Source organism: Psychrobacter sp. 1176_08, assembly GCF_052850615.1.
Genome location: NZ_VXCU01000011.1, coordinates 49,557 through 69,198, shown reverse-complemented (window position 1 = coordinate 69,198; position 19,642 = coordinate 49,557). Strand labels below are relative to the sequence as shown.

The following is a 19,642-nucleotide window of genomic DNA, read 5'->3' as shown; positions in this document are numbered from 1 at the left end:
TGACTAGCCCCTTGATATTAACGTATCAAGGGGCTTTTCTTTGCGTGTCTGTTTCAAGCATTCAAACATTCTATGTAGATGATCAGCCACACCGGGACTGAGACACGGCCCGGACTCCTTAGGTTCTATTCAATGGGCATAGTGCTTACTCTATATACTCCTATCTCTACAGCACTGTCTGCATTTATTTCTCTATCGAACTATATACCTACTCAAAGCTGTTATCTAAGCAATGTTAACCAACTGACATAGACTTTATTCCTATATGGATATTGTTGAGCTGTGTTATTAGTGATAAATTCATAGAGCTTAGAATAATCAATTCCCTGAGACAACGCTTGAAGGTTGATTCGCTTCTCAATGATGATATCTTGATAAGATAGTTAAAAATTACAATGGATTGCTTTGGTTAACTTCACGTAAATAGGGAAATTATGAACAAATTAGGTTTCTTTTCTTTGGCTGGTGCTGCATTTGTGATGTGTAGCTCTGCCAATGCCGCTAAACTTTCTGCTGCTTCTGCTGCCGAGTATGCACAAGGTACTTATCCTGAATACTTAGACCTCTTAAAGTTACCAAATGATGCGATTGTTCCAGCAGACGTGCGTAAAAACGTTGAGTTTCTCGACGCCGCTTTTCGTAAGCGCGGCTTTATCACAAAGCAGCTAAAAAATGACGGTAAGCCCATGCTTTTTGCAGAGCAGCCAAATGCTGATCCTAAACGCAAGACGGTACTCTTTTATATGCACCTAGATGGTCAGCCAGTAGTACCGGAACAATGGGATCAGAAAGATCCGTGGGAACCAGTACTTAAACGCCGTACCACAGATGATAAATGGGAAGAGGTGGACTCTGCGAAATTGTTCAATGGTTCGGTCGATCCAGAATGGCGTGTTTTTGGGCGTTCCTCTGCCGATGATAAGGCACCAATTATGATGCTTTTGGCCACCATGGATGCTATAAAAGCTAGTGGTGCTGCTCAAGGTGTGAACGTGAAAGTGATACTTGATAGTGAGGAGGAAAAAGGGTCGCCTTCAATTAATAAGGTAATGTCAGCCAATAAAGATCTGTTGCGCTCAGACGTTATTGTTATTAATGATGGACCTATGCACGCAACCAATCAGCCGACACTAATTTTTGGTAATCGGGGCGCCGCTCAGGCGCGCCTCACCGTTTATGGTGCCAAAGTGCCGCTACATAGTGGTCACTATGGCAATTACTCACCCAATCCTGCGCAGCGCTTGGCAACGCTTCTTGCCTCCATGAAGGGTGATGATGGCCGTGTCACCATACCGGGTTACTATGATCGCGTGAAGCTCACCGCTGCTGATCGCAAAATTATGGCTGCCGTTCCAGATGATGAAGCTGCGATACAAAAGCGTCTTGGTATCGCCAAACCTGACAAGGTCGGGAACAACTATCAGGAGGCAATGCAGTATCCATCACTCAATGTTCGGGGAATGGCGTCGGCTGCTGTTGGTGATAAGGTCGCCACTATTGTACCTGATATGGCTGTTGCTGAGCTGGATTTACGTACGACGCCAGAGTCCGATGCCAATTATCTTACTAAGCTCGTTGAGACGCACATTCAAAAACAAGGCTATCACTTGGTGACAGGCGAACCTACCGATGATGATAGAGCGCGTTTTGATAAGTTGGCAAGCTTTTCTTATCAAAGTAAAGGTGGCAACGCTGCGGCGACGCCAATGGATGCACCTGTCGGCAAATGGGCATACCAGTCGATGACTGAGGCATTTGGTGCAACACCTGCACCAGTCCGTATTCGTATGATGGGCGGTACTGTACCAACGGCAGAGATTGTGAACGCATTAAAAGTGCCGTTCGTTATCGTACCTTTAGTCAATGCGGACAATAACCAGCACGCTGCTAATGAAAACATGCGGATGGGCAACTATATTAATGGCGTACGTACACTCTATAGTTTAGTTACTAGTCCTTTGTAAAAAGAGATGGAATAAAGAGATAACGTTTATACTTGATTGCTTACGACGATAGTATAATGTCCCCACTTGATCTTTTCTTGTATTTAGAAGTGAAACATCGTAGTTCTCATAGTGGTGTGGTTCAATTATTTAAAATAGGTCACGGCCATTTCTCTATTTCTAAAAAGCCCCTTTCGCTAATGTGAAGGGGCTTTTCTTTGTCGGCGGTTAAAAAGATACTCATGATATAAAAATTATCTGTTAAATTAACTTGGTTAACTAATTATTAGTGAATCGAGGAAGTATATATGGGTTCAATGGTTTCATTTGGTATTGGGAAACTAGAATTAGATTGGGGTAAAAATAACTCTTACAGCGATCATGGCTCTTTATTTCAGCTCAATGATGTAAAAGATATCCCTTATTATTATTCGGATAATATTATTGAATATAAAGAAGGCTTAAGTCGAAAACTTGGATCAACAAAAAGACGTTTAGACCTTCTTGGCTACAATCTAGATTCTCTTAAAAAGCAGTATGAAGATCATTTAAATGAAGTTCCAGAGTATTATCCTGATATACCTCTACCATTTGACGATTTCTACTCAATTATATCTAATTTAGATATTTCTAAAATGACGCTTGATGATGAGTGGGCAGATTATGACCCTGGAGAGTTCCTTTCCAAGTACTTATTTAAACACTCAGAATTTAATAAAATACATAATTTGTCAGAGATAGTAGATAAAGATATTGGGTTGGTCTTTGAGAATATTGATCCTTATATTACATTACGTATTTTAGCTGAAAATCAGGCTAATAATGATCTTGATGTTTTTTGGAGTTATGCTGATATAGTCAATAACGGCTGGGTTCGTAGAGATGAAATTTTTGAAAAAGTAGGTGTAGGTCAGGAAATTTTATTTGTTACAGAAGGTTCGTCAGATACTCACATACTAAAGAAAGCCATACAGTTACTATATTCAGATATCTCTGATTTTTTCACATTTATCGACATGGAGGATAATTATCCATTTACGGGAGATGGGAACCTCTATAACTTCTGTAAAGGGCTTATAAGTATTGGTATTAAAAAAAATGTTTTAGTTATATTTGATAATGACGTAGCAGGTGTGGCTAAATACAATCAGCTGAGTGAAATGGATGTTCCATCTAATATGCATATTATCAAGCTACCAAATCACGCATCTTTTGAATCCTATAAGACAATAGGTCCACAAGGTGAAAGCTTCGAAAATATTAACGGTACAGCTGTAGCCATTGAATGTTTCTTAGATCATTCAGTCATTGACAGTACGGAATCTTGTATTAGATGGACTTCATATAATAAATCATTGGATGCTTATCAAGGTGAATTGATTGATAAAGATAGATATACAAGAAAGTTCCTAAAGTTCAATCATAATAATGATAATTATGATTACGAGAAGTTGAAGTTTTTGATTGATTTTATATATAACGAGTGGATTGGGAGGGTTTCTCAATAAGCGAATTGAACTAGAACTCAATTCTGAACTATATTTATTTGCTATCATTTGGCTACGCTACACTTTTTGATAAAAGTTCGCTGCGTACTGTTAGCACTTTAAGAAATGTTATAAGCAAAGTTTTATTTTGAAAGCACTTAAACCTAGTATTTTAGCTAACACACCTAAATTACTGAATACAGTTGAGCTAGCCAAGATAACTACTAAGTTATTAGTATATTATTTAAGTCTACATATCTAAAACAACTCACCCATCTCAACGTCCTCTTCAAAATCAAACCCTAATTGCTCACCTTTACGCTGTCTCATTTGCTCAATACGCTGTTTACGCCCTGCGATAAGCCGTAATACCTCTCGGCGCTGCTCCGTCGTCATCTCATGCCAAAACTGACGCTCAGGACGACTACGCAAACAACCAAAGCAATACCCTTTTTTATTGCTTTGACAGACACCGATACAAGGGTTGTCAATATCGAACAGCTCAAACTGTGGATTCATGGCGGCTCCATCGCTATTACGGTCATTCCTTTGACTGGCGCAAACTATTGTCACAGCCCTATTATGTCGCAAATAGCGAATAATAGTGTGCCGTTTTATTGTTACTATGTTTATTGGGCGGGTGTTATGCTGAGCGTCATAGTTACTATAAAACAGTCACCGTAAAACAGACATTATAAAACAATCACAATAAGTCGAATAAGCGAGATGATATATGAACCTCATTTATATTCATGGATTGGACAGCGATGCCAATTCTACCAAAGGCAGGCTCTTAGAAGAATATTGCCAGCAGTATTATCCTGATATCATCGTATTACGCCCTGATTTGAATCAATCGCCTGAGCACGTTTTTAATCACCTAGTGTCTTTGGTAGAAAACGCCAATAATGATAAAAACAAAAATACGGAAGGAGCGCCGCCGTACTCATCAAACACAGTACTGGTAGGCAGCTCGTTAGGCGGGTATTTTTCTACCTTAGTCAGCAATCATACGGGTTGCCCAGCACTATTATTAAATCCCAGTACGCAGCCTCACATCACGCTACAACGATTTGCCAATGAGGCTATGTCAGCCAGTAGTAACAAAGATACATCGTCCGACGATTATGTTCTACATTCGACGGCAGGCGGCTGGAATATTACCAATGCTGATTTGCAATGGTTTGCGAATCATGCGTTATCGACTGTGAATCATCCAGACAAAGTGGCGGTACTGATTAAAGAAGGTGATGAGTTGTTAACTCCTGAGTTGGCTAAAGACTTTTATCAAGAGCAAGGTGCGGCAGTGACGGTGCAAGCTGGCGGCGATCATCGATTTAGTGACTTTGGTGAGCAATTGCCCATGGTGCTTAAGCTAATACAGCAGTTGGTCTAACACCGCATCAAATAAATAGACGACATTATATGACGTGAGCGACTGACTATTACCGTTAAGGTCGCTATTTTTCGTTATAATGGTTTCATAGAATTAATCGCACATGAACAATTAAGGATGCATTTGTGAGTCAATATAATGCGCAATCGTTAGAAGTTTTAGAAGGACTTGAGCCAGTTCGTCGTCGTCCCGGTATGTATACCGATACCACACGCCCAAACCATCTAGCGCAAGAAGTCATTGATAACTCAGTTGATGAAGCATTGGCAGGTTATGCCAAAACCATCAAAGTTCAGCTGCACGCTGATGGTTCATTGTCTGTCGAAGACGATGGTCGCGGTATGCCGACCGATATTCACCCTGAGTTTAATCAATCTGGTATTGAGTTGATTTTGACTCGCTTGCACGCAGGTGGTAAATTCTCTACTTCCAATTATGAAGTCTCAGGTGGTCTACATGGCGTAGGTATTTCAGTCGTCAATGCACTATCGACACGCGTCGAAGTGACGGTATGGCGCGACAGCACGCAGTTTGATATGGCATTTGAGAATGGCGCGCCCGTGACACCTTTGACGGAAGCGGTCAGTTCAAACAAACGCAAACGCGGTACCAGAGTCCATTTTTGGGCCGATGGTAGCTTCTTTGATACGCCCAAATTTAATGTCAAACAGCTTAAGCACAATTTAAAGGCCAAAGCAGTTTTGGCGGCTGGGCTGACGATTGAATTCGTAGATGATATCAATGATGAAAAAGTCGTTTGGCAATTTACTGATGGCGTGGTTGAGTATCTAAATGAGCAACTAGATGGACTTGAGACATTACCGCAAGCCCCGTTTTATTATAATCATGAAGCCAAAAACGGCGCACGTGCAGGCATTACTTTTGCGTTATCTTGGTTGCCTGAGGGCGGTACACCGATTCAAGAAAGCTACGTGAATTTGATCCCAACGGCGCAAGGTGGCACGCATGTCAATGGGCTGCGTACGGGTATCTTAGAAGCTTTGCGCGAGTTTTGTGATATTCACAACTTGCTGCCTCGTAGTGTGAAATTGACGGCAGAAGACGTGTGGGACGGGGTGAATTATATCTTGTCTTTGAAGTTTTCAGAGCCGCAATTTTCTGGTCAAACCAAAGAGCGCCTGTCGAGCCGTGAAGCAGCTGGCGCGGTACAGACACTGGCAAAAGACGCGTTTAGCTTGTGGCTGAACCAACATGCCGATATGGGGACGCAAATTGCTGAGTTGGCAATCAACAAAGCGGGTCGCCGTCTCAAATCTGCCAAAAAAGTCGCCCGTAAAAAAATCACGCAAGGTCCTGCATTACCGGGTAAATTGGCAGATTGTCGCGGTGATCTACGCGATGGTGCTGAGCTGTTTTTGGTGGAGGGTGACTCTGCTGGCGGTAGTGCCAAACAAGCTCGTGATCGTCATTATCAGGCGATATTGCCCCTGCGTGGTAAGATTCTCAATACGTGGGAAGTATCGTCAGATACGGTTTTGTCTAGCCAAGAGATTCACGATATCGCCATTGCAATCGGTGTTGACCCAGCCTCAGATGACTTGTCAGAGCTGCGCTACGACAAAGTTTGTATCTTAGCCGATGCTGACTCTGATGGCTTGCATATTGCCACGCTGATTTGTGCATTATTCGTCAAGCATTTCCCAGCATTGGTAGATGCAGGTCACTTATTTGTCGCCATGCCACCGTTATACCGAGTAGATGTGGGCAAAGATGTGCATTATGCATTAGATGAGTCTGAGCTTGAGCAAATTTTGGCAAATGTACCGGGCAATAAAAAAGCACAAATCACGCGCTTTAAAGGGCTTGGTGAGATGAGTGCCGATCAGTTACGTGAGACCACCATGAACCGTGATACACGGCGTTTGGTTCAGTTGGACATGGACGATATGGTGTTAACCAATGGCATTATGGATATGCTATTGGCAAAGAAACGCGCGGCTGATCGCAAGACATGGCTTGAAAGCAAAGGCAACTTAGCGGATATATCATAAGTACGATTAGAGGCCTGTTTATCATTCGCTTACGACTGATAGGTGTTGAGTGATTTAACCTAGCGTTCTATAAGCCAATGAATAATAAAACCTATAAAATTCAAGGTAGTAGTTTAGGCTTGATGGTATGATACAGTTATCTTTTACTATATGGTGCCATCATGACATCAAAGGTTTTGAAACGTTCTAAAGTATTGCCTAAGCTCAGTAGAGCGCAGTTGGGCGATAAAATTCCCAAACGTGGTGGCAAAATGACACCAGTGGTCGCGTCTGCCTTACAAAAGCTGGCTGGCTGGCGCAATGTGGGTGAGATTCCAAATATTCCGCAAGCAGTGGTCTTGGCGCTTCCTCACACCTCGAATGTCGATGGTATCTATGCGATTCCAGGCTTGTTTGCCTTGGATCTGAACATAAGTATTATGGCGAAACATACCTTGTTTAAAATACCTGTATTTGCTCAGCTTTTACATTGGGTAGGGGTCATTCCTATCAATCGAGGCAATAAAGGGTCAGTACTGCAAGCCAGTATTGATAAGTTCAAAACAGGTAAACCCCTGTTTTTAGGATTGGCACCAGAAGGTACGCGCCAATATACGGAAAACTGGAAAACAGGATTTTATTATTTGGCAGTCGGTGCGGGCGTGCCTATTTTACCAGTGGCACTGGACTACAACACCAAAGAAGTTCGTTTTTTATCGCCTGTCTATCCTAGTGGCGATATCGATGCTGACCTACCAAAAATCTATGCTCAATACAAAGGGGTGATGCCCAAGCACCCTGAGCGTTTATCGCAGCCGCTACAAGATATGAATAATTCGCCTGATTAAAGAATATGGCTACGGCGTTTCATAGCAGTGATCATGTAGCTGTAAATTGCTTATTGTCCAATCGGTAAAAAAAGCCCTTGATATCATAAGATCAAGGGCTTTTTTATTAGATCTGCTTTGTTTTGATCATCAAAACTTGAGCAACTTGCCTAAAAATTTGGCTGACCATTTGAAGCACTTACCCCGCCATCAACAGGCAGATTGACACCTGTAATCATAGAAGCGTCATCGCTGGCTAAGAAAGTAATGGCTGCTGCGATGTCTTCGGGCGTTGCCAAACGACCAAGAGCCGAGCGGGCGAAGAACTTATCCTGTTTTGATTCGTTGTCTTGAATTGCCGTGGTCATATTCGTCTTAGTCACGCTTGGATTGACCGCATTAACACGAACGCCGTCAGGGCCATGATCTAACGCTAGAGTACGCGTTAGGTTGGTAACGCCAGCTTTGGCAGCATTGTAGGCAGCCATGTTCCAATCGCCACCCATACCTGACAGTGAGGAGACATTAACGATATTGCCTTTGGTGGCTATAAGGTGCGGCATGACTGCTTGAGAGACATAAAAATTTCCGTTCAAATTGATATTGATGGCAGTATTCCAATCTTCAGTAGATAAATCTGTTATCTTGCCTTGTATGGCTTTGCCAGCATTATTGACCAAAATATCGATTTTTTCAAACGTATCTATCGCGGCTTGCACCATTTCTTGCACTTGGCTTTGTACGCTGATATCACAGGTAACGCACAAATAATTATCAGTATGAATCCAAGTATGATCTTCTGGAAACTCGTTTGCGGTTTCCTTTAACGTTTCAGCTGTACGCCCTACCAAAACGACGTTCGCGCCTTCTTGTGCGAAGCGGATAGCGGTTGCACGACCGATTCCTGAACCCGCTCCTGTTACGATCACGGTTTTTTCTTTAAAACGCTTCATCATTGTCAATCCTTGTTATTATATGGTGTTCGTTAAATAAGATTAATAAATGTACCTGAAAAAAGGGCTTGGGCGCAGTTTATAATCTGTAAGTCTGCATCCGATGTGTATTATTCTCACACTATCATAGCGATGCACGCTTATAAAGGTGACATTGTTCCATAAAACTGAGGCATTTTAACTTTTAAGCTTCTGGCAAGCGCGCTATAGTCATTAAGGCAAGCTGGTCACATAGAGCGCTTCATGAAGCAGCTATAAGCATAGTACGTAATATAGTCTCTTGCTTACGCCATTACCTACAAACTAACGTGTTTATTTGATAATAAAGGGTTGAAAACGTGTCTTATTCGACTACTGCTATATCTGATCAGTATGATATCGCTAAAGAGTTGACTTGCTATTTGCAGTCAGACGCCATTGAGGTTTCTTTGGTCAATATGGATACCATTGAGTGTCAGTACGGCGCTCACTATGTTGCTCGGCAATACTTGTACCAGTTATTATCAGGCAAGCTGTCGGTGCTTGAAGTAACCTTGTCCCTATCTTTGGACAGTAGTATTGCAAAGATTGAGGCTGCCCGCTTAGCAACGCTAAAAGCCGCCACAGTTTGGCAAAAAAGACAGAATAAGCAGAGCGAAACGGCCACTCATGCTGTTTTAGTTATGGACATTCATCTGACTGATGACAACAGAGAAAATGAGAATGGGGTTAGTGATGACCAAAAATATAAAAATCAACGCGTCAAACATCATTTTGGTGCGCGTTATTTTATGGAGCAGTTGGTTTTAGATACAAACGACAGCATAAAGCGACTACAAGTCTTTAGCTGGCATGATTGGGACTCAATATTGGAAGCACTGCAAACACCATGTGAGTTATGGCGATTTTTGGATTACCATTTAGAGCAGCTAGAGAACGCTATCAATGGTCAAGTATTAAGCTTTGAAACAGAAACAGCGCTCGTCACCCAGTTCTTAAACCGTCCTGCTCTATTTACCCCAGCAATCGTGCTAGACAATGCACTCATTAAATATAATATCCAAGATGAGCCCAATCCAGCTTTGACCTCTATGGCGCTTGCTTATAAAAATCAAAGCGTAACCGTACAGATGTATCATCAGCACTTACAACAAGCAGCACATCTATGGTCGCAGCTTAGTGCCCAGATGATAGAAGCGTCAAGAGAAAAACATATAGGCAATGATGATAAAGCGGTCTCAGCTAATGAGGTCACCCATTGGCAACAACAGTTGTTGGACGAGTCGTTATTTTCGCGTCATGAATTGGTTCGTACCTTGTATAAGCACCCAAAACAAGAACCAAGACTGCAGCAGACAGGGTATGTGGTGCATCAACATTCTTACGAAAGTTTGGGACGACATTATGTATTGATCTTTTATGGACAAGATGCAGAAGGACACAACGGTAAAAAAACGATTCAACCAAATCTTTCAAAGATTGCTCAAGATGTTGCAACCCGCTTACCAGTCGCTGAGCTTCATCATGTCATTGTACTTGGTATCGATTTTATTAAGGAAGCTGAGGATACTTTTATAGATATTGATTTGTGGATTCAACCTGTCAATGCAATGACTCAGCGCGAGCGTCAATTAACCAAGCAGATACAGCAATTTAAAAAGCAAACTCTTAAATAATAAAGCTGAATGTGACGACTTACTTTAAAGACATTTGAACTTCTCTCTACCTATAAAAAAAGACAGCCTAGGCTGTCTTTTTCGTATTTAGTAGTAAAAATAGCAAATGCTTATTTGTTATTAATATCGTCATCAATACCGTTATTAGGCAATAAGTGATCATCACCAACGATATCATTATTAACGGTATTGTTGTTACCGATAGTCGTGTTATCAAGGCTGCTATTACCAAAGCCACTAGTACCAATATTGTCATTAGCGATATCATCAGTATTTACGTTTGTAGTATCAACGATATCTGTGTGTACATTGGTAGTCGACGTACTTGTCGTAGAGGCAGACGGCGTATTTTCACGAACTGACTCAGCAAATTTTTCTTGAGTTGACTTGTTTGTCTGAAGCGTCGATTTTGCTTTTGCTTCGTCTGTTTCTTTATCCATTTTGTCTTGCATTTTGCGTAAGAAACGAGCAGCTGCTTCTTGACCACCAAGACCAAATGACAGTGCGAAAGCCACGGCTACAGCGCCTAGTGTGAGACCAAATGCTAGGTTGACGATAGAGTCTGCAATACCCATTGCTTTTAGACCCATGGCAAGTACTAAGCCCATGATCAATACACGTACGATATTCGCTAAGAACTGTGAACCTTGCTCAGAACGCTCAACAACACCAGCGATGACATTGGCAAGCCAAAAACCGATGAAAAGAACAATCGCGCCTAAGATGATATTGGCACCAAAAGCGATAAACATGGTAATAATGCCAGAGATAGCAACAAAGCCTAGTAAGTCAGCAGCAGCGATGGCAGCAAACAACATTGCAAAGAAAATGATGGCATAACCAACGAGGTCAGAGACTTTCTGACTGCCCATCGTTTGTTGTAGACCAACTTTTGCAGGTAACTGATTGATTTCAGTGTTTTCGAGCAGGCCTTTGATGATATTAGCGACCATACGTACAACATAGAAGGTCACTACTAGAATGGCTACTGCCATGAAAATGTTTGGCAAGGCTTCCATGATTTTGTTTAGCATGTTCGTCGCAGGACGGGCAATGACTTCAATTTTTAGTGCATTTAACGCAGCAATAATAGTTGGGATAATGACGACTAAGAAAGCCAATGAACCAGCGATGTTCGGTAAGCTGTTTTGCTCATTCAAACCTGCTTTTGTCGCAAGTGCTTGTACATCAAAGGTAGAAACAAGGTTGGTCACGATACCGCGTACAATCTTGGCAATGATATAACCAACAACGAAGACGACACCAGCAATTAAGATGTTAGGAATAAAGTTAAAGATTTTATCAACCATATTCGTCAATGGAGCAAATAGACCGTTAAGCTCTAATTGACCAAGTACCATGGTCAAAACAACCAATAAGATGAACCAATAAACCATGTCAGCAATGGTGCTGCTCATTGGTTTCACGCCAGCTTTTTCGCTTAAACGTTCATCCATTGAGGTTTTAGCCAAAGCGGCATTGATAGCTGTGCGAGCCACAGTCGCCACAACCCAACCAATAACACCAACTGCAATAGCCACAATAAGATTAGGAATAAACATTAATACTTGGTTGACCATATTTGCAAATGGTGCCGAAATAGAGTTTAAATTTAACTGGCTAAGCGCCCCTGAAATAGCAATGATAAAGATAAACCAGAAAACAACCTTAGAGATAATGCCCTCAAGATCGTAGGTTTTACCCGTTGAGGAGTTCATACGTTGGTTCAAATTGACTTTAGACAATACACCGCGTACAAGTGCTGCAACGCCAAGTGCCACAAGCCAACCGATAATGAAAATCAAGATAGCGCCGATAATGGAACCGATAGGCCCACCAAGATAACCATTGAACGATGTATACATTGGATTCATCTTATCCTCCTTTAATCATCATATAAAAGCTGCCAAACAATATTGCATATTCCATTATTATTGAGCGAATCCATTACATAGATGGTTATGATAAATAGTATTTTTTGAGTTAATTATGCAATGACATTATAATTTTTGAGGATAAAGCTCTATCAGAGAATATTGGTCTACCTTGTGTTAACTGCTTCACTACCAAGACTTCAATAAATAAGATAAAAGCTTACACTCGGTTACTTATCACTTTAACTAATTCAGCTTATCTGATGTATTAGTGGATTTAAAGATAGAAAGCTTAACGTGTTGCTGTATTTGTGTGATAACTTGTTATCGTAAGAAGAAATATTAACATAGACTGTACATTAGCCCGATAATTTCGTGTCAAATATGGCTCCTAAAACGTAGATTTGATATGATGGCAAACAAATTAATAGATACCATTTTATAACTTGAGAAATCCTATGAAAAAAATCACTACTTTAAGCGTTAGTGCCCTTGCCAGTGCAATGTTGTTGATTACTGGTTGTAGCACGAACAATGGCAATCAAGAAACAGCAGCGAAAAGCGTTTCAATTACCGAGCAAAGCCCAGCCACTGAAAAAGTTGGTTACAGTTTGGGTTATATGATGGCGGAAGGTAATAAAGAAGCCGTGCAAGACTTAGATCTTGATACATTTGAGAAGGGGTTCCGTGACGGCTACGAAGGCAAAGAATCTGCATTGACACAAGAGCAAATGCAAGAAGTATTGACCGCGTACCAAAAAGAGCAAGAAGAGAAGTTTGTTAAAGACATGGAAACCAAAGCAGCAGAAAACAAAACCAAAGGTGCTGCATTCTTAGCAGAAAATGGTAAAAAAGAGGGCGTGAAAACCACGGCGTCTGGTTTACAGTACAAAGTTATCACGGCTGGTACGGGTAAATCACCAAAAGCGACGGACGTGGTTGAAGTCAATTACGAAGGCAAACTGATTGATGGTACAGTCTTCGATAGCTCTTATGAGCGCGGCGAGCCAATCGAGTTCCCATTAAATCAAGTCATCGCTGGCTGGACGGAAGGTTTGCAGTTGATGAAAGAGGGTGGCAAATACGAGTTCTATATCCCAGCAGATATCGCTTATGGCGAAGCTGGTAACGCTGGTATCGAGCCTAACAGCACGCTTATCTTTACTGTTGAGCTATTAAAAGTAAAATAAAACGCCAATCAGTATGTAGCAAACACAAAAAAGCCTTCATTGTTATGAAGGCTTTTTTATGACTATTATGGTCAGTTCAAAATAAAATCGATACGTTAATAGCAACGTGCTACTGGGTGAATTTTTCTTGCTTGCTGTCCGCGGGCGTGACAGAGGCTGCAAAAAATTTACCTCAGCAGCACTGTATCGGTTTTAGAGTAACTCGGCTATAAAATGTTTTATACGCTGACGTCAATTATAGGTTCTTTTGGAAAACTTTTGAGTTGCGACCGTTATGATACTTCTCTAAACGTGCAGCTGGCAGCGCACTAGCATCCACTTCTTCAAAGCCTTGTTCAACGAACCAATGAGCAGTACGAGTGGTCAATACAAACAACTTATGCAGACCGTGACTGCGTGCTTGTTGCTCCAAGAATGCCAACAAATCGGCGCCGCGACTGCCACTTCGATAATCAGGATGGACAGCGACACAGGCGACTTCTGCTGATGAGGCATCCAGCGGATGCAAGGCAGCACAGCCCAAAATCATACCGTCACGTTCGATGACGCTATACTGATCAATCTCTTGTTCCAAGCGCTCACGTGAGCGGCTGACCAAGATTCCTTGCTCTTCTAGCGGTGATAGCAGCTCGATAAGACCAACCACGTCATCAATATCAGCACGACGAATCTCTTCGTAAGGGTCGTGACTGATCAAAGTACCAGAGCCGTCACGTGTGAATAGCTCTTCTAGTAATGCGCCGTCTTTAGCGTAAGAGATGATATGCGTACGATGAACCCCTTGACGACACGCCAAGCTGGCACAATTTAAGAAATAATTGATTTCGCAGTTCAAGTCACGATCTCGTAAAAAGCGATCCACTTCGTTTGGAATCATCTCGCGCAGCAAGCGATCATCATCATTGATACCGGTTTCTTCACCTAAGAATATCAACTTATCTGCACCAAGTGCCACAGCAGCACTTAGAGCAACGTCTTCTGCCAATAAATTAAAGACTTCGCCAGTCGCTGAATAACCCATTGACCCCAAAATAACAATATGGTCGTGCAATAAATTATTTTTAATGGCTTCAACATCGATAGAGCGGACTTCGCCTGTCATCTGATAATCCACACCATCACGAATACCATAAGGACGTGCAGTCACAAAATTACCTGAAATGGCATCAATGCGTGAGCCATACATGGGTGAATTGGCCAGTCCCATCGACAGCTGGGCTTCGATCTGTAAACGAATCGCCCCAACGGCTTGTAAGATAGCAGGCATCGCTACCCTTGGGGTAATACGAATATCTTGATGCAGTGGAGAGGCGATACCCGTACCATCTAAATTATTTTCGATTTGCGGTCGTGCCCCATGTACTAAGACGAGCTTAATACCTAAGCTGTGCAGTAAGGCAAAATCATGGATAAGCGTACTAAAATTGGGATGATTGACCGCCTCTCCACCGAACATAATCACGAACGTTTTGCCGCGATGTGTGTTGATATAAGGCGCAGAGTTACGGAACCAATGGACGTAGTCAGGGTTAATTTGTGGCATAGCACTAGTAGTCATAGTAGAGGCAATAGTTGTTTGAATAAAGAAAAGGCGTGGCAAAAAAATGCCAATCGCTAAAGATTTACCATAGCAAAAAACACCGTTATGAGCTATCTTTTATTTCAGTCGTATTCATCAATCTGCATCGCTGATAGACTATATACACAACCGCTACACGGGGTTAGTGTACGTACAAACGCTTTTTGCTATGCTAAACACTATTATTTTGCCGATACCGACCAAACCACAGATCGTCACGTCGATAACAAGGTCTCTACACGGTCCAAAATATATTAAAAGCGATTCAAGCTTCACCAGCCGCGTTTTACCGATATATTAACTAGGGATAATGAAAACCATGAAAAAAAGTAACCAATTTGCTAGTCCATTTAGTGCTTGGAGCGGCCATCGCTTGTTTCACGTTGTTGCTGGTACCCTTATCGGGGCGATGGTGGTGACTCAAGCCTCGGCCATGTTACCAACGCCAGAGCAAGCTGTTGATGGTTCGGTTGCTATGCAATCATCGGCTAATACAAACAGTCGCTCAAGCGCGCAAGCTGTCAATAGTAAGATTACAGCCTCGTTAATTAGCACCGACGCGAATGGTCAAGAAGTCTTGGTTCCTGTTAATGCCAGTACACGATTACAGTCAGGTAATGTGTTGGAGTATCAAGGGTATTTTACCAACACCAATGCGGATAGAGTCCGTAAAATGACAGTAACGATGAGTATCCCTGAGCAAGTAGAACTACTGCAAACCGTTTCTCCTGATTTTCCTTATGGCAGTGCAGATGGTAATACTTTTGCTCGTATGCCTTTGCGTGGAAAAGTAGACAATAAATTGCAAGAAATCCCACTAAAGTATTATAAAGCAGTGCGCTGGGATCTCGAAGGCGTTGGTCTTAATGACACAGTCGTGGTGAAATATCGTGCGCGTGTTAAATAAATCTAGCATTTGAAGTGAGGGTGTATTGCATTGTCATTAACGCTGTACTTACTCAAATATAAAAAGCACCACAGTTTATAGCTGCGGTGCTTTTTTAACGCCTAGGCTTTCTAGCTGTTCTGTTGATGAATAGATCAGAGAGTCGCATATTTGCTTGCTGATTTTTGTTTGATGAGCTGTTTAATGGCGGGAATGTGTGGTGCAGTTGCTTGCATGCCGGCTGTGATCAGTGCACGACGTTGGCTGGTATCAATTGAGCTTATGTGAGAAACCTGAGGAGTGATGACAACATCCGCACGATCACGCTCATGACGCATAGATAAGAGGTGAGTATTACTCGGCTGTGCGGCGATACTATTCTCCATAAACCCCCAAACGCTACTGAGGGAATTTAGTGTGGGCAGTTTTTTGGTACCAGAAGTCTGTTTTTGCGTTTCAACAGCTGTCACGTCAACCGCGATAATAATATCAGCACCCAAATCATGCGCACTATCTACTGGCACCAAGCTTATGACACCGCCATCGATGTATTTTTTGCCGACAGTTTCAGGAATGCGAGGGGCAATAAAAATATTGGGTACGCTACAGGACGCTTGTACAGCGAGACCTGCGTCCCCTGTGGTAAATACCGCTTTTTTTAAGGTGTGCTTTTCGGCAGCAACAGCAGCAAAACGGATGGGGAAATTTTCGATGGTTTGCCCGCCCACCTTGGTATTGATAAAGTTTTTGAGTTTGATACCTTCGACAAAACCTTGGTTTGATAAGACAAAATCAGTCAATTCGCTATCAGTCGTGGTTATTGCCAAGCGCTCAAGCTGGGCTGGTGTGTAGCCGCTGGCATATAAGCTACCGACCAAACTGCCGACGCTGGTACCGACGATGAGGGTCGGTGTAATGCCTTGCTCTTCTAACGCTTTGATGACGCCAACATGCGCAAAGCCTTTCGCACCGCCACCGCCCAATACCAAAGCCACCCTTGGTGCCTCTGCGGCCTTTATTAAAGACGTAGAATTAGTCGTTGCAGGATCTAGTGTGCTACAAGCGCTCACAGGTAATATCAACATCGTCAGTATACTCAGACGTATTAGCGCTGCATGACGCTGGTAGTGACGATAGATGGGAGCAAACATAAAAAAGACCTTATATAATTGCCATTATGTAGAAAAGAAGGCATCAGTTATTGGTATGATATAAATGACTGATTTGTCTTTGAATATTTATGAAGCAGTATTACTAAATAGGTGACAATAAGCAATCATACTAACCTAAAAAATACGGCCAACAGCATCACATTCGCTTAGTCCATGAATTACGGTAAGATGTATCTTATATAGAAAAACCTATTACCTTTATCCATCATATTGTTAGGATCGTCGATGTCTGTTAGTCACTCGTCCATTCATTCATCAGACTATACTAGGTCTGATTTGCCTGTCTCAGCACTAGACTTGCCAGTGACTGCGCTGGCAGGCGTTGGAACAAAAGTCGCTGAACAGTTGGCACAATTGAATATCAAGCGCGTGTTTGATTTGCTACTGCATTTACCTCGGGATTACGAGGATCGAAGCCGCTCGCTGTCTATTGCTGAGGTTGAACATGGACAATCCGCATTGATCACGGGACGGGTCGTGCATGTCGATAATAAACGCAGCGGAATGACCGTTGTGATAGATGATGATACTGGCACGATCTCTTTGCGGTTTTTTAAAGTATATCCAGGTCTTGCACAAACGATGAGTTTGGGGACGCGTCTACAGCTGTTTGGCGAAGTTAAGGTAAGCCGTTACGGTAAACAAATGAGCCATCCTGAATATCAAATCATGACGGATAGTATCGCTGTGACGAATACGGGATTGCAGCCCATTTATCCAAGCGTCAAAGGCTTACATCAAAATAAGCTGCGTACATTGATTAAACTGGCCTTACAAACCGTTCGCAGTCAAGGTTTGCCGATGACGTTGTTAACGGCGGCAGATTTTTCAGTGGTCGCTGATTTGCCATTGGTGCCTTTTGAACCGACGAAGCCATTCGCAATAGAGTCTGAGTATTCAGAAGATATCTTTTCTACATTGGCACGTAGTGTGCCAGACCATAATGTCGATAGCACTTATCCTGCGGCTAATGATAGCAACCAAAATATAAATCCTGAAGCGGTTAAAGTAGCCAATAGCAATGTCTATAATTTGACGATATTTGAAGCTCTAGTATTACTGCACACGCCGCCCACTTACACCGATGCTGGCCAACAATATAAGCTGTTGGCCCAATTAAGTGCGCGCACGCATGCGGCTTGTCAGCGTTTGATCATTGAAGAGTTGGCAGCCCATCAGCTGAGCTTACTATACCGTCGTCAGCAGTTGCACCAACACAAAGCACCTAAGTGCGCGACCAAAAGCGCGCTTGCTGATGCGTTGTTTGGTGCATTACCGTTTGATCTAACGGGTGCGCAAAAAAGAGTCATGAAAGACATCACTGCCGATATGGCACTCTCAATTCCCATGCTTAGATTGGTACAAGGTGATGTGGGTGCTGGTAAGACGTTGGTTGCCGCAGGGGCAGCAGGGTATGCACTTGATAGCGGCTGGCAAGTGGCGGTGATGGCACCGACAGAGATTTTGGCAGAGCAGCATCTGCTCAACTTTAAAAACTGGTTTGAGCCATTGGGCATTAATGTGGGCTGGCTTGCTGGTAAGCAAACCGCAAAGCAGCGCCGCGAAGCATTAGAAGCTGTGAGCGACAACACAGTACAGGTGGTGGTTGGCACGCATGCACTGTTTCAAGAGCAGGTACAGTTTGCCAAATTGGGATTGGTCATTATTGATGAGCAGCATAGATTTGGCGTTGAGCAACGCATGGCCTTGACCAATAAAGGGGTTGCTAATAGTACGCCGCATCAGCTGATCATGACGGCAACACCCATTCCACGTACGCTGGCGATGAGTGTGTATGGCGATATGGACACCTCGATCATTGATGAGTTGCCGCCGGGCCGTACCCCTATCACCACAGTCACCATTGATCGCAATCGCCGTGACGATGTGATTGAGCGTATTGCCATTAACTGCGAAGCGGGTAGGCAGGCATATTGGGTTTGCTCGCTAGTAGAAGAGTCTAGTGTGCTGGACGCGCAAGCGGCTGAAGCGACCTATGAGGATTTAAATGAGCGCTTAGATATTCGCATTGGACTGGTACACGGCAAGATGAAGTCCGCTGAAAAACAAGCCATCATGCAAGCGTTTAAAGCGGGCAGCCTAGATTTATTGATTGCCACCACGGTTATCGAAGTTGGGGTTGATGTCCCCAATGCGTCACTCATGGTCATCGAAAATGCCGAGCGTTTGGGATTGTCGCAATTGCACCAGTTGCGCGGCCGAGTGGGGCGTGGTTCGACCAAGAGCTATTGTGTCTTGCTATATCAAAAGCCCTTGTCTGAGACGGGAACGGAGCGCTTAAATGTTCTGCGTGACAGCACAGATGGTTTTGTCATTGCGCAAAAAGACTTAGAGCTGCGTGGACCGGGTGAGCTTTTGGGTAAACGCCAAACGGGTAACGTCGGATATTATTTGGCTGACCTGATTCGTGATGAGCAATTATTTGCCATTGCTCAGCGTCTGGCCAAGCATTTGATTGTAGACCCTGCGCGCAAAGCAGATGTTAGCCAACTTATTCATCGCTGGATGCCAGAGGCCAGTCGTTATACCAATGCCTGATATGAGTGATAGAGTAGCCAGAAGAGTGACTGCTATCGTGACCGTCCATATCGTGAACATAGAACAAAATGTATAACCATACAGTGATGGGTTAGTATGTACTATTCTTGATAGCTTTATAGATACGATA

14 protein-coding genes are annotated in these 19,642 nt (G+C 42.9%); 9 read left to right on the top strand and 5 right to left on the bottom strand.

The features are described 5' to 3' along the window. Nucleotides 1–434: 434 nt before the first annotated feature. Nucleotides 435–1,964, top strand: a complete 1,530-nt coding sequence (locus tag FW759_RS13160; protein WP_446443220.1) for a M20/M25/M40 family metallo-hydrolase — start codon at nucleotides 435–437, stop codon at nucleotides 1,962–1,964. Between the two features lie 287 nt (nucleotides 1,965–2,251). Beyond that, complete coding sequence (locus FW759_RS13155) at nucleotides 2,252–3,451, top strand: HEPN/Toprim-associated domain-containing protein (RefSeq protein ID WP_446443219.1); 1,200 nt, start codon at nucleotides 2,252–2,254, stop codon at nucleotides 3,449–3,451. 237 nt (nucleotides 3,452–3,688) lie between these two features. On the opposite strand, the gene FW759_RS13150 is transcribed toward FW759_RS13155, so the two are convergent. Then, the gene (locus tag FW759_RS13150) at nucleotides 3,689–3,949 is read right to left on the bottom strand and encodes a DUF1289 domain-containing protein (RefSeq protein ID WP_446443218.1); all 261 of its coding nucleotides are present in this window, start codon (nucleotides 3,947–3,949) and stop codon (nucleotides 3,689–3,691) included. 214 nt (nucleotides 3,950–4,163) lie between these two features. On the opposite strand from FW759_RS13150, the gene FW759_RS13145 reads away from it, so the two are divergent. From FW759_RS13145 to FW759_RS13135, 3 genes are all read left to right on the top strand, one after another. Next, the gene (locus FW759_RS13145) at nucleotides 4,164–4,826 is read left to right on the top strand and encodes a YqiA/YcfP family alpha/beta fold hydrolase (protein ID WP_446443217.1); all 663 of its coding nucleotides are present in this window, start codon (nucleotides 4,164–4,166) and stop codon (nucleotides 4,824–4,826) included. A gap of 125 nt (nucleotides 4,827–4,951) precedes the next feature. Further along, complete coding sequence (gene parE, locus FW759_RS13140) at nucleotides 4,952–6,838, top strand: DNA topoisomerase IV subunit B (RefSeq protein ID WP_095569570.1); 1,887 nt, start codon at nucleotides 4,952–4,954, stop codon at nucleotides 6,836–6,838. A gap of 161 nt (nucleotides 6,839–6,999) precedes the next feature. After that, complete coding sequence (locus FW759_RS13135) at nucleotides 7,000–7,665, top strand: lysophospholipid acyltransferase family protein (protein ID WP_446443216.1); 666 nt, start codon at nucleotides 7,000–7,002, stop codon at nucleotides 7,663–7,665. Nucleotides 7,666–7,814: 149 nt separating this feature from the next. On the opposite strand, the gene FW759_RS13130 is transcribed toward FW759_RS13135, so the two are convergent. Next, on the bottom strand, nucleotides 7,815–8,600 hold the full coding sequence (locus tag FW759_RS13130; RefSeq protein ID WP_446443215.1) for an SDR family NAD(P)-dependent oxidoreductase: 786 nt from the start codon (nucleotides 8,598–8,600) through the stop codon (nucleotides 7,815–7,817). Between the two features lie 335 nt (nucleotides 8,601–8,935). On the opposite strand from FW759_RS13130, the gene FW759_RS13125 reads away from it, so the two are divergent. Then, nucleotides 8,936–10,252, top strand: a complete 1,317-nt coding sequence (locus FW759_RS13125; protein ID WP_446443214.1) for a hypothetical protein — start codon at nucleotides 8,936–8,938, stop codon at nucleotides 10,250–10,252. Nucleotides 10,253–10,362: 110 nt separating this feature from the next. Here the strand turns inward: FW759_RS13125 and FW759_RS13120 are convergent, their stop codons facing one another. Continuing rightward, the gene (locus FW759_RS13120) at nucleotides 10,363–12,126 is read right to left on the bottom strand and encodes a mechanosensitive ion channel (RefSeq protein WP_443567882.1); all 1,764 of its coding nucleotides are present in this window, start codon (nucleotides 12,124–12,126) and stop codon (nucleotides 10,363–10,365) included. Between the two features lie 458 nt (nucleotides 12,127–12,584). Here FW759_RS13120 and FW759_RS13115 point away from each other — a divergent pair, with 458 nt between their 5' ends. Further along, a complete protein-coding gene (locus tag FW759_RS13115; RefSeq protein ID WP_062845708.1) occupies nucleotides 12,585–13,316 on the top strand; it encodes an FKBP-type peptidyl-prolyl cis-trans isomerase in 732 nt (243 codons plus the stop codon). A 235-nt stretch (nucleotides 13,317–13,551) separates the two neighbouring features. Here FW759_RS13115 and argA read toward each other — a convergent pair whose 3' ends face one another. Beyond that, nucleotides 13,552–14,874, bottom strand: a complete 1,323-nt coding sequence (gene argA, locus FW759_RS13110) for an amino-acid N-acetyltransferase (RefSeq protein WP_062845707.1) — start codon at nucleotides 14,872–14,874, stop codon at nucleotides 13,552–13,554. 340 nt (nucleotides 14,875–15,214) lie between these two features. Between argA and FW759_RS13105 the strand changes: the two genes are divergently transcribed. Next, a complete protein-coding gene (locus FW759_RS13105) occupies nucleotides 15,215–15,802 on the top strand; it encodes a hypothetical protein (RefSeq protein ID WP_443531485.1) in 588 nt (195 codons plus the stop codon). Nucleotides 15,803–15,936: 134 nt separating this feature from the next. On the opposite strand, the gene FW759_RS13100 is transcribed toward FW759_RS13105, so the two are convergent. Next, the gene (locus FW759_RS13100) at nucleotides 15,937–16,932 is read right to left on the bottom strand and encodes a patatin-like phospholipase family protein (protein ID WP_443531487.1); all 996 of its coding nucleotides are present in this window, start codon (nucleotides 16,930–16,932) and stop codon (nucleotides 15,937–15,939) included. Between the two features lie 246 nt (nucleotides 16,933–17,178). Between FW759_RS13100 and recG the strand changes: the two genes are divergently transcribed. Further along, the gene (gene recG, locus FW759_RS13095) at nucleotides 17,179–19,512 is read left to right on the top strand and encodes an ATP-dependent DNA helicase RecG (RefSeq protein ID WP_443531488.1); all 2,334 of its coding nucleotides are present in this window, start codon (nucleotides 17,179–17,181) and stop codon (nucleotides 19,510–19,512) included. The last annotated feature ends 130 nt before the right edge of the window (nucleotides 19,513–19,642 follow it).

What these genes read in the sequence shown, in the direction of transcription:
- FW759_RS13145 (WP_446443217.1), top strand. Translation starts at nt 4,164, where the DNA reads ATGAACCTCATTTATATTCATGGATTGGACAGCGATGCCAATTCTACC.
- FW759_RS13115 (WP_062845708.1), top strand. Translation starts at nt 12,585, where the DNA reads ATGAAAAAAATCACTACTTTAAGCGTTAGTGCCCTTGCCAGTGCAATG.
- FW759_RS13155 (WP_446443219.1), top strand. Translation starts at nt 2,252, where the DNA reads ATGGGTTCAATGGTTTCATTTGGTATTGGGAAACTAGAATTAGATTGG.
- argA (WP_062845707.1), bottom strand. Translation starts at nt 14,874, where the DNA reads ATGACTACTAGTGCTATGCCACAAATTAACCCTGACTACGTCCATTGG.
- FW759_RS13130 (WP_446443215.1), bottom strand. Translation starts at nt 8,600, where the DNA reads ATGATGAAGCGTTTTAAAGAAAAAACCGTGATCGTAACAGGAGCGGGT.
- FW759_RS13100 (WP_443531487.1), bottom strand. Translation starts at nt 16,932, where the DNA reads ATGTTTGCTCCCATCTATCGTCACTACCAGCGTCATGCAGCGCTAATA.
- FW759_RS13160 (WP_446443220.1), top strand. Translation starts at nt 435, where the DNA reads ATGAACAAATTAGGTTTCTTTTCTTTGGCTGGTGCTGCATTTGTGATG.
- recG (WP_443531488.1), top strand. Translation starts at nt 17,179, where the DNA reads ATGTCTGTTAGTCACTCGTCCATTCATTCATCAGACTATACTAGGTCT.
- FW759_RS13120 (WP_443567882.1), bottom strand. Translation starts at nt 12,126, where the DNA reads ATGAATCCAATGTATACATCGTTCAATGGTTATCTTGGTGGGCCTATC.
- FW759_RS13150 (WP_446443218.1), bottom strand. Translation starts at nt 3,949, where the DNA reads ATGAATCCACAGTTTGAGCTGTTCGATATTGACAACCCTTGTATCGGT.
- FW759_RS13105 (WP_443531485.1), top strand. Translation starts at nt 15,215, where the DNA reads ATGAAAAAAAGTAACCAATTTGCTAGTCCATTTAGTGCTTGGAGCGGC.
- FW759_RS13135 (WP_446443216.1), top strand. Translation starts at nt 7,000, where the DNA reads ATGACATCAAAGGTTTTGAAACGTTCTAAAGTATTGCCTAAGCTCAGT.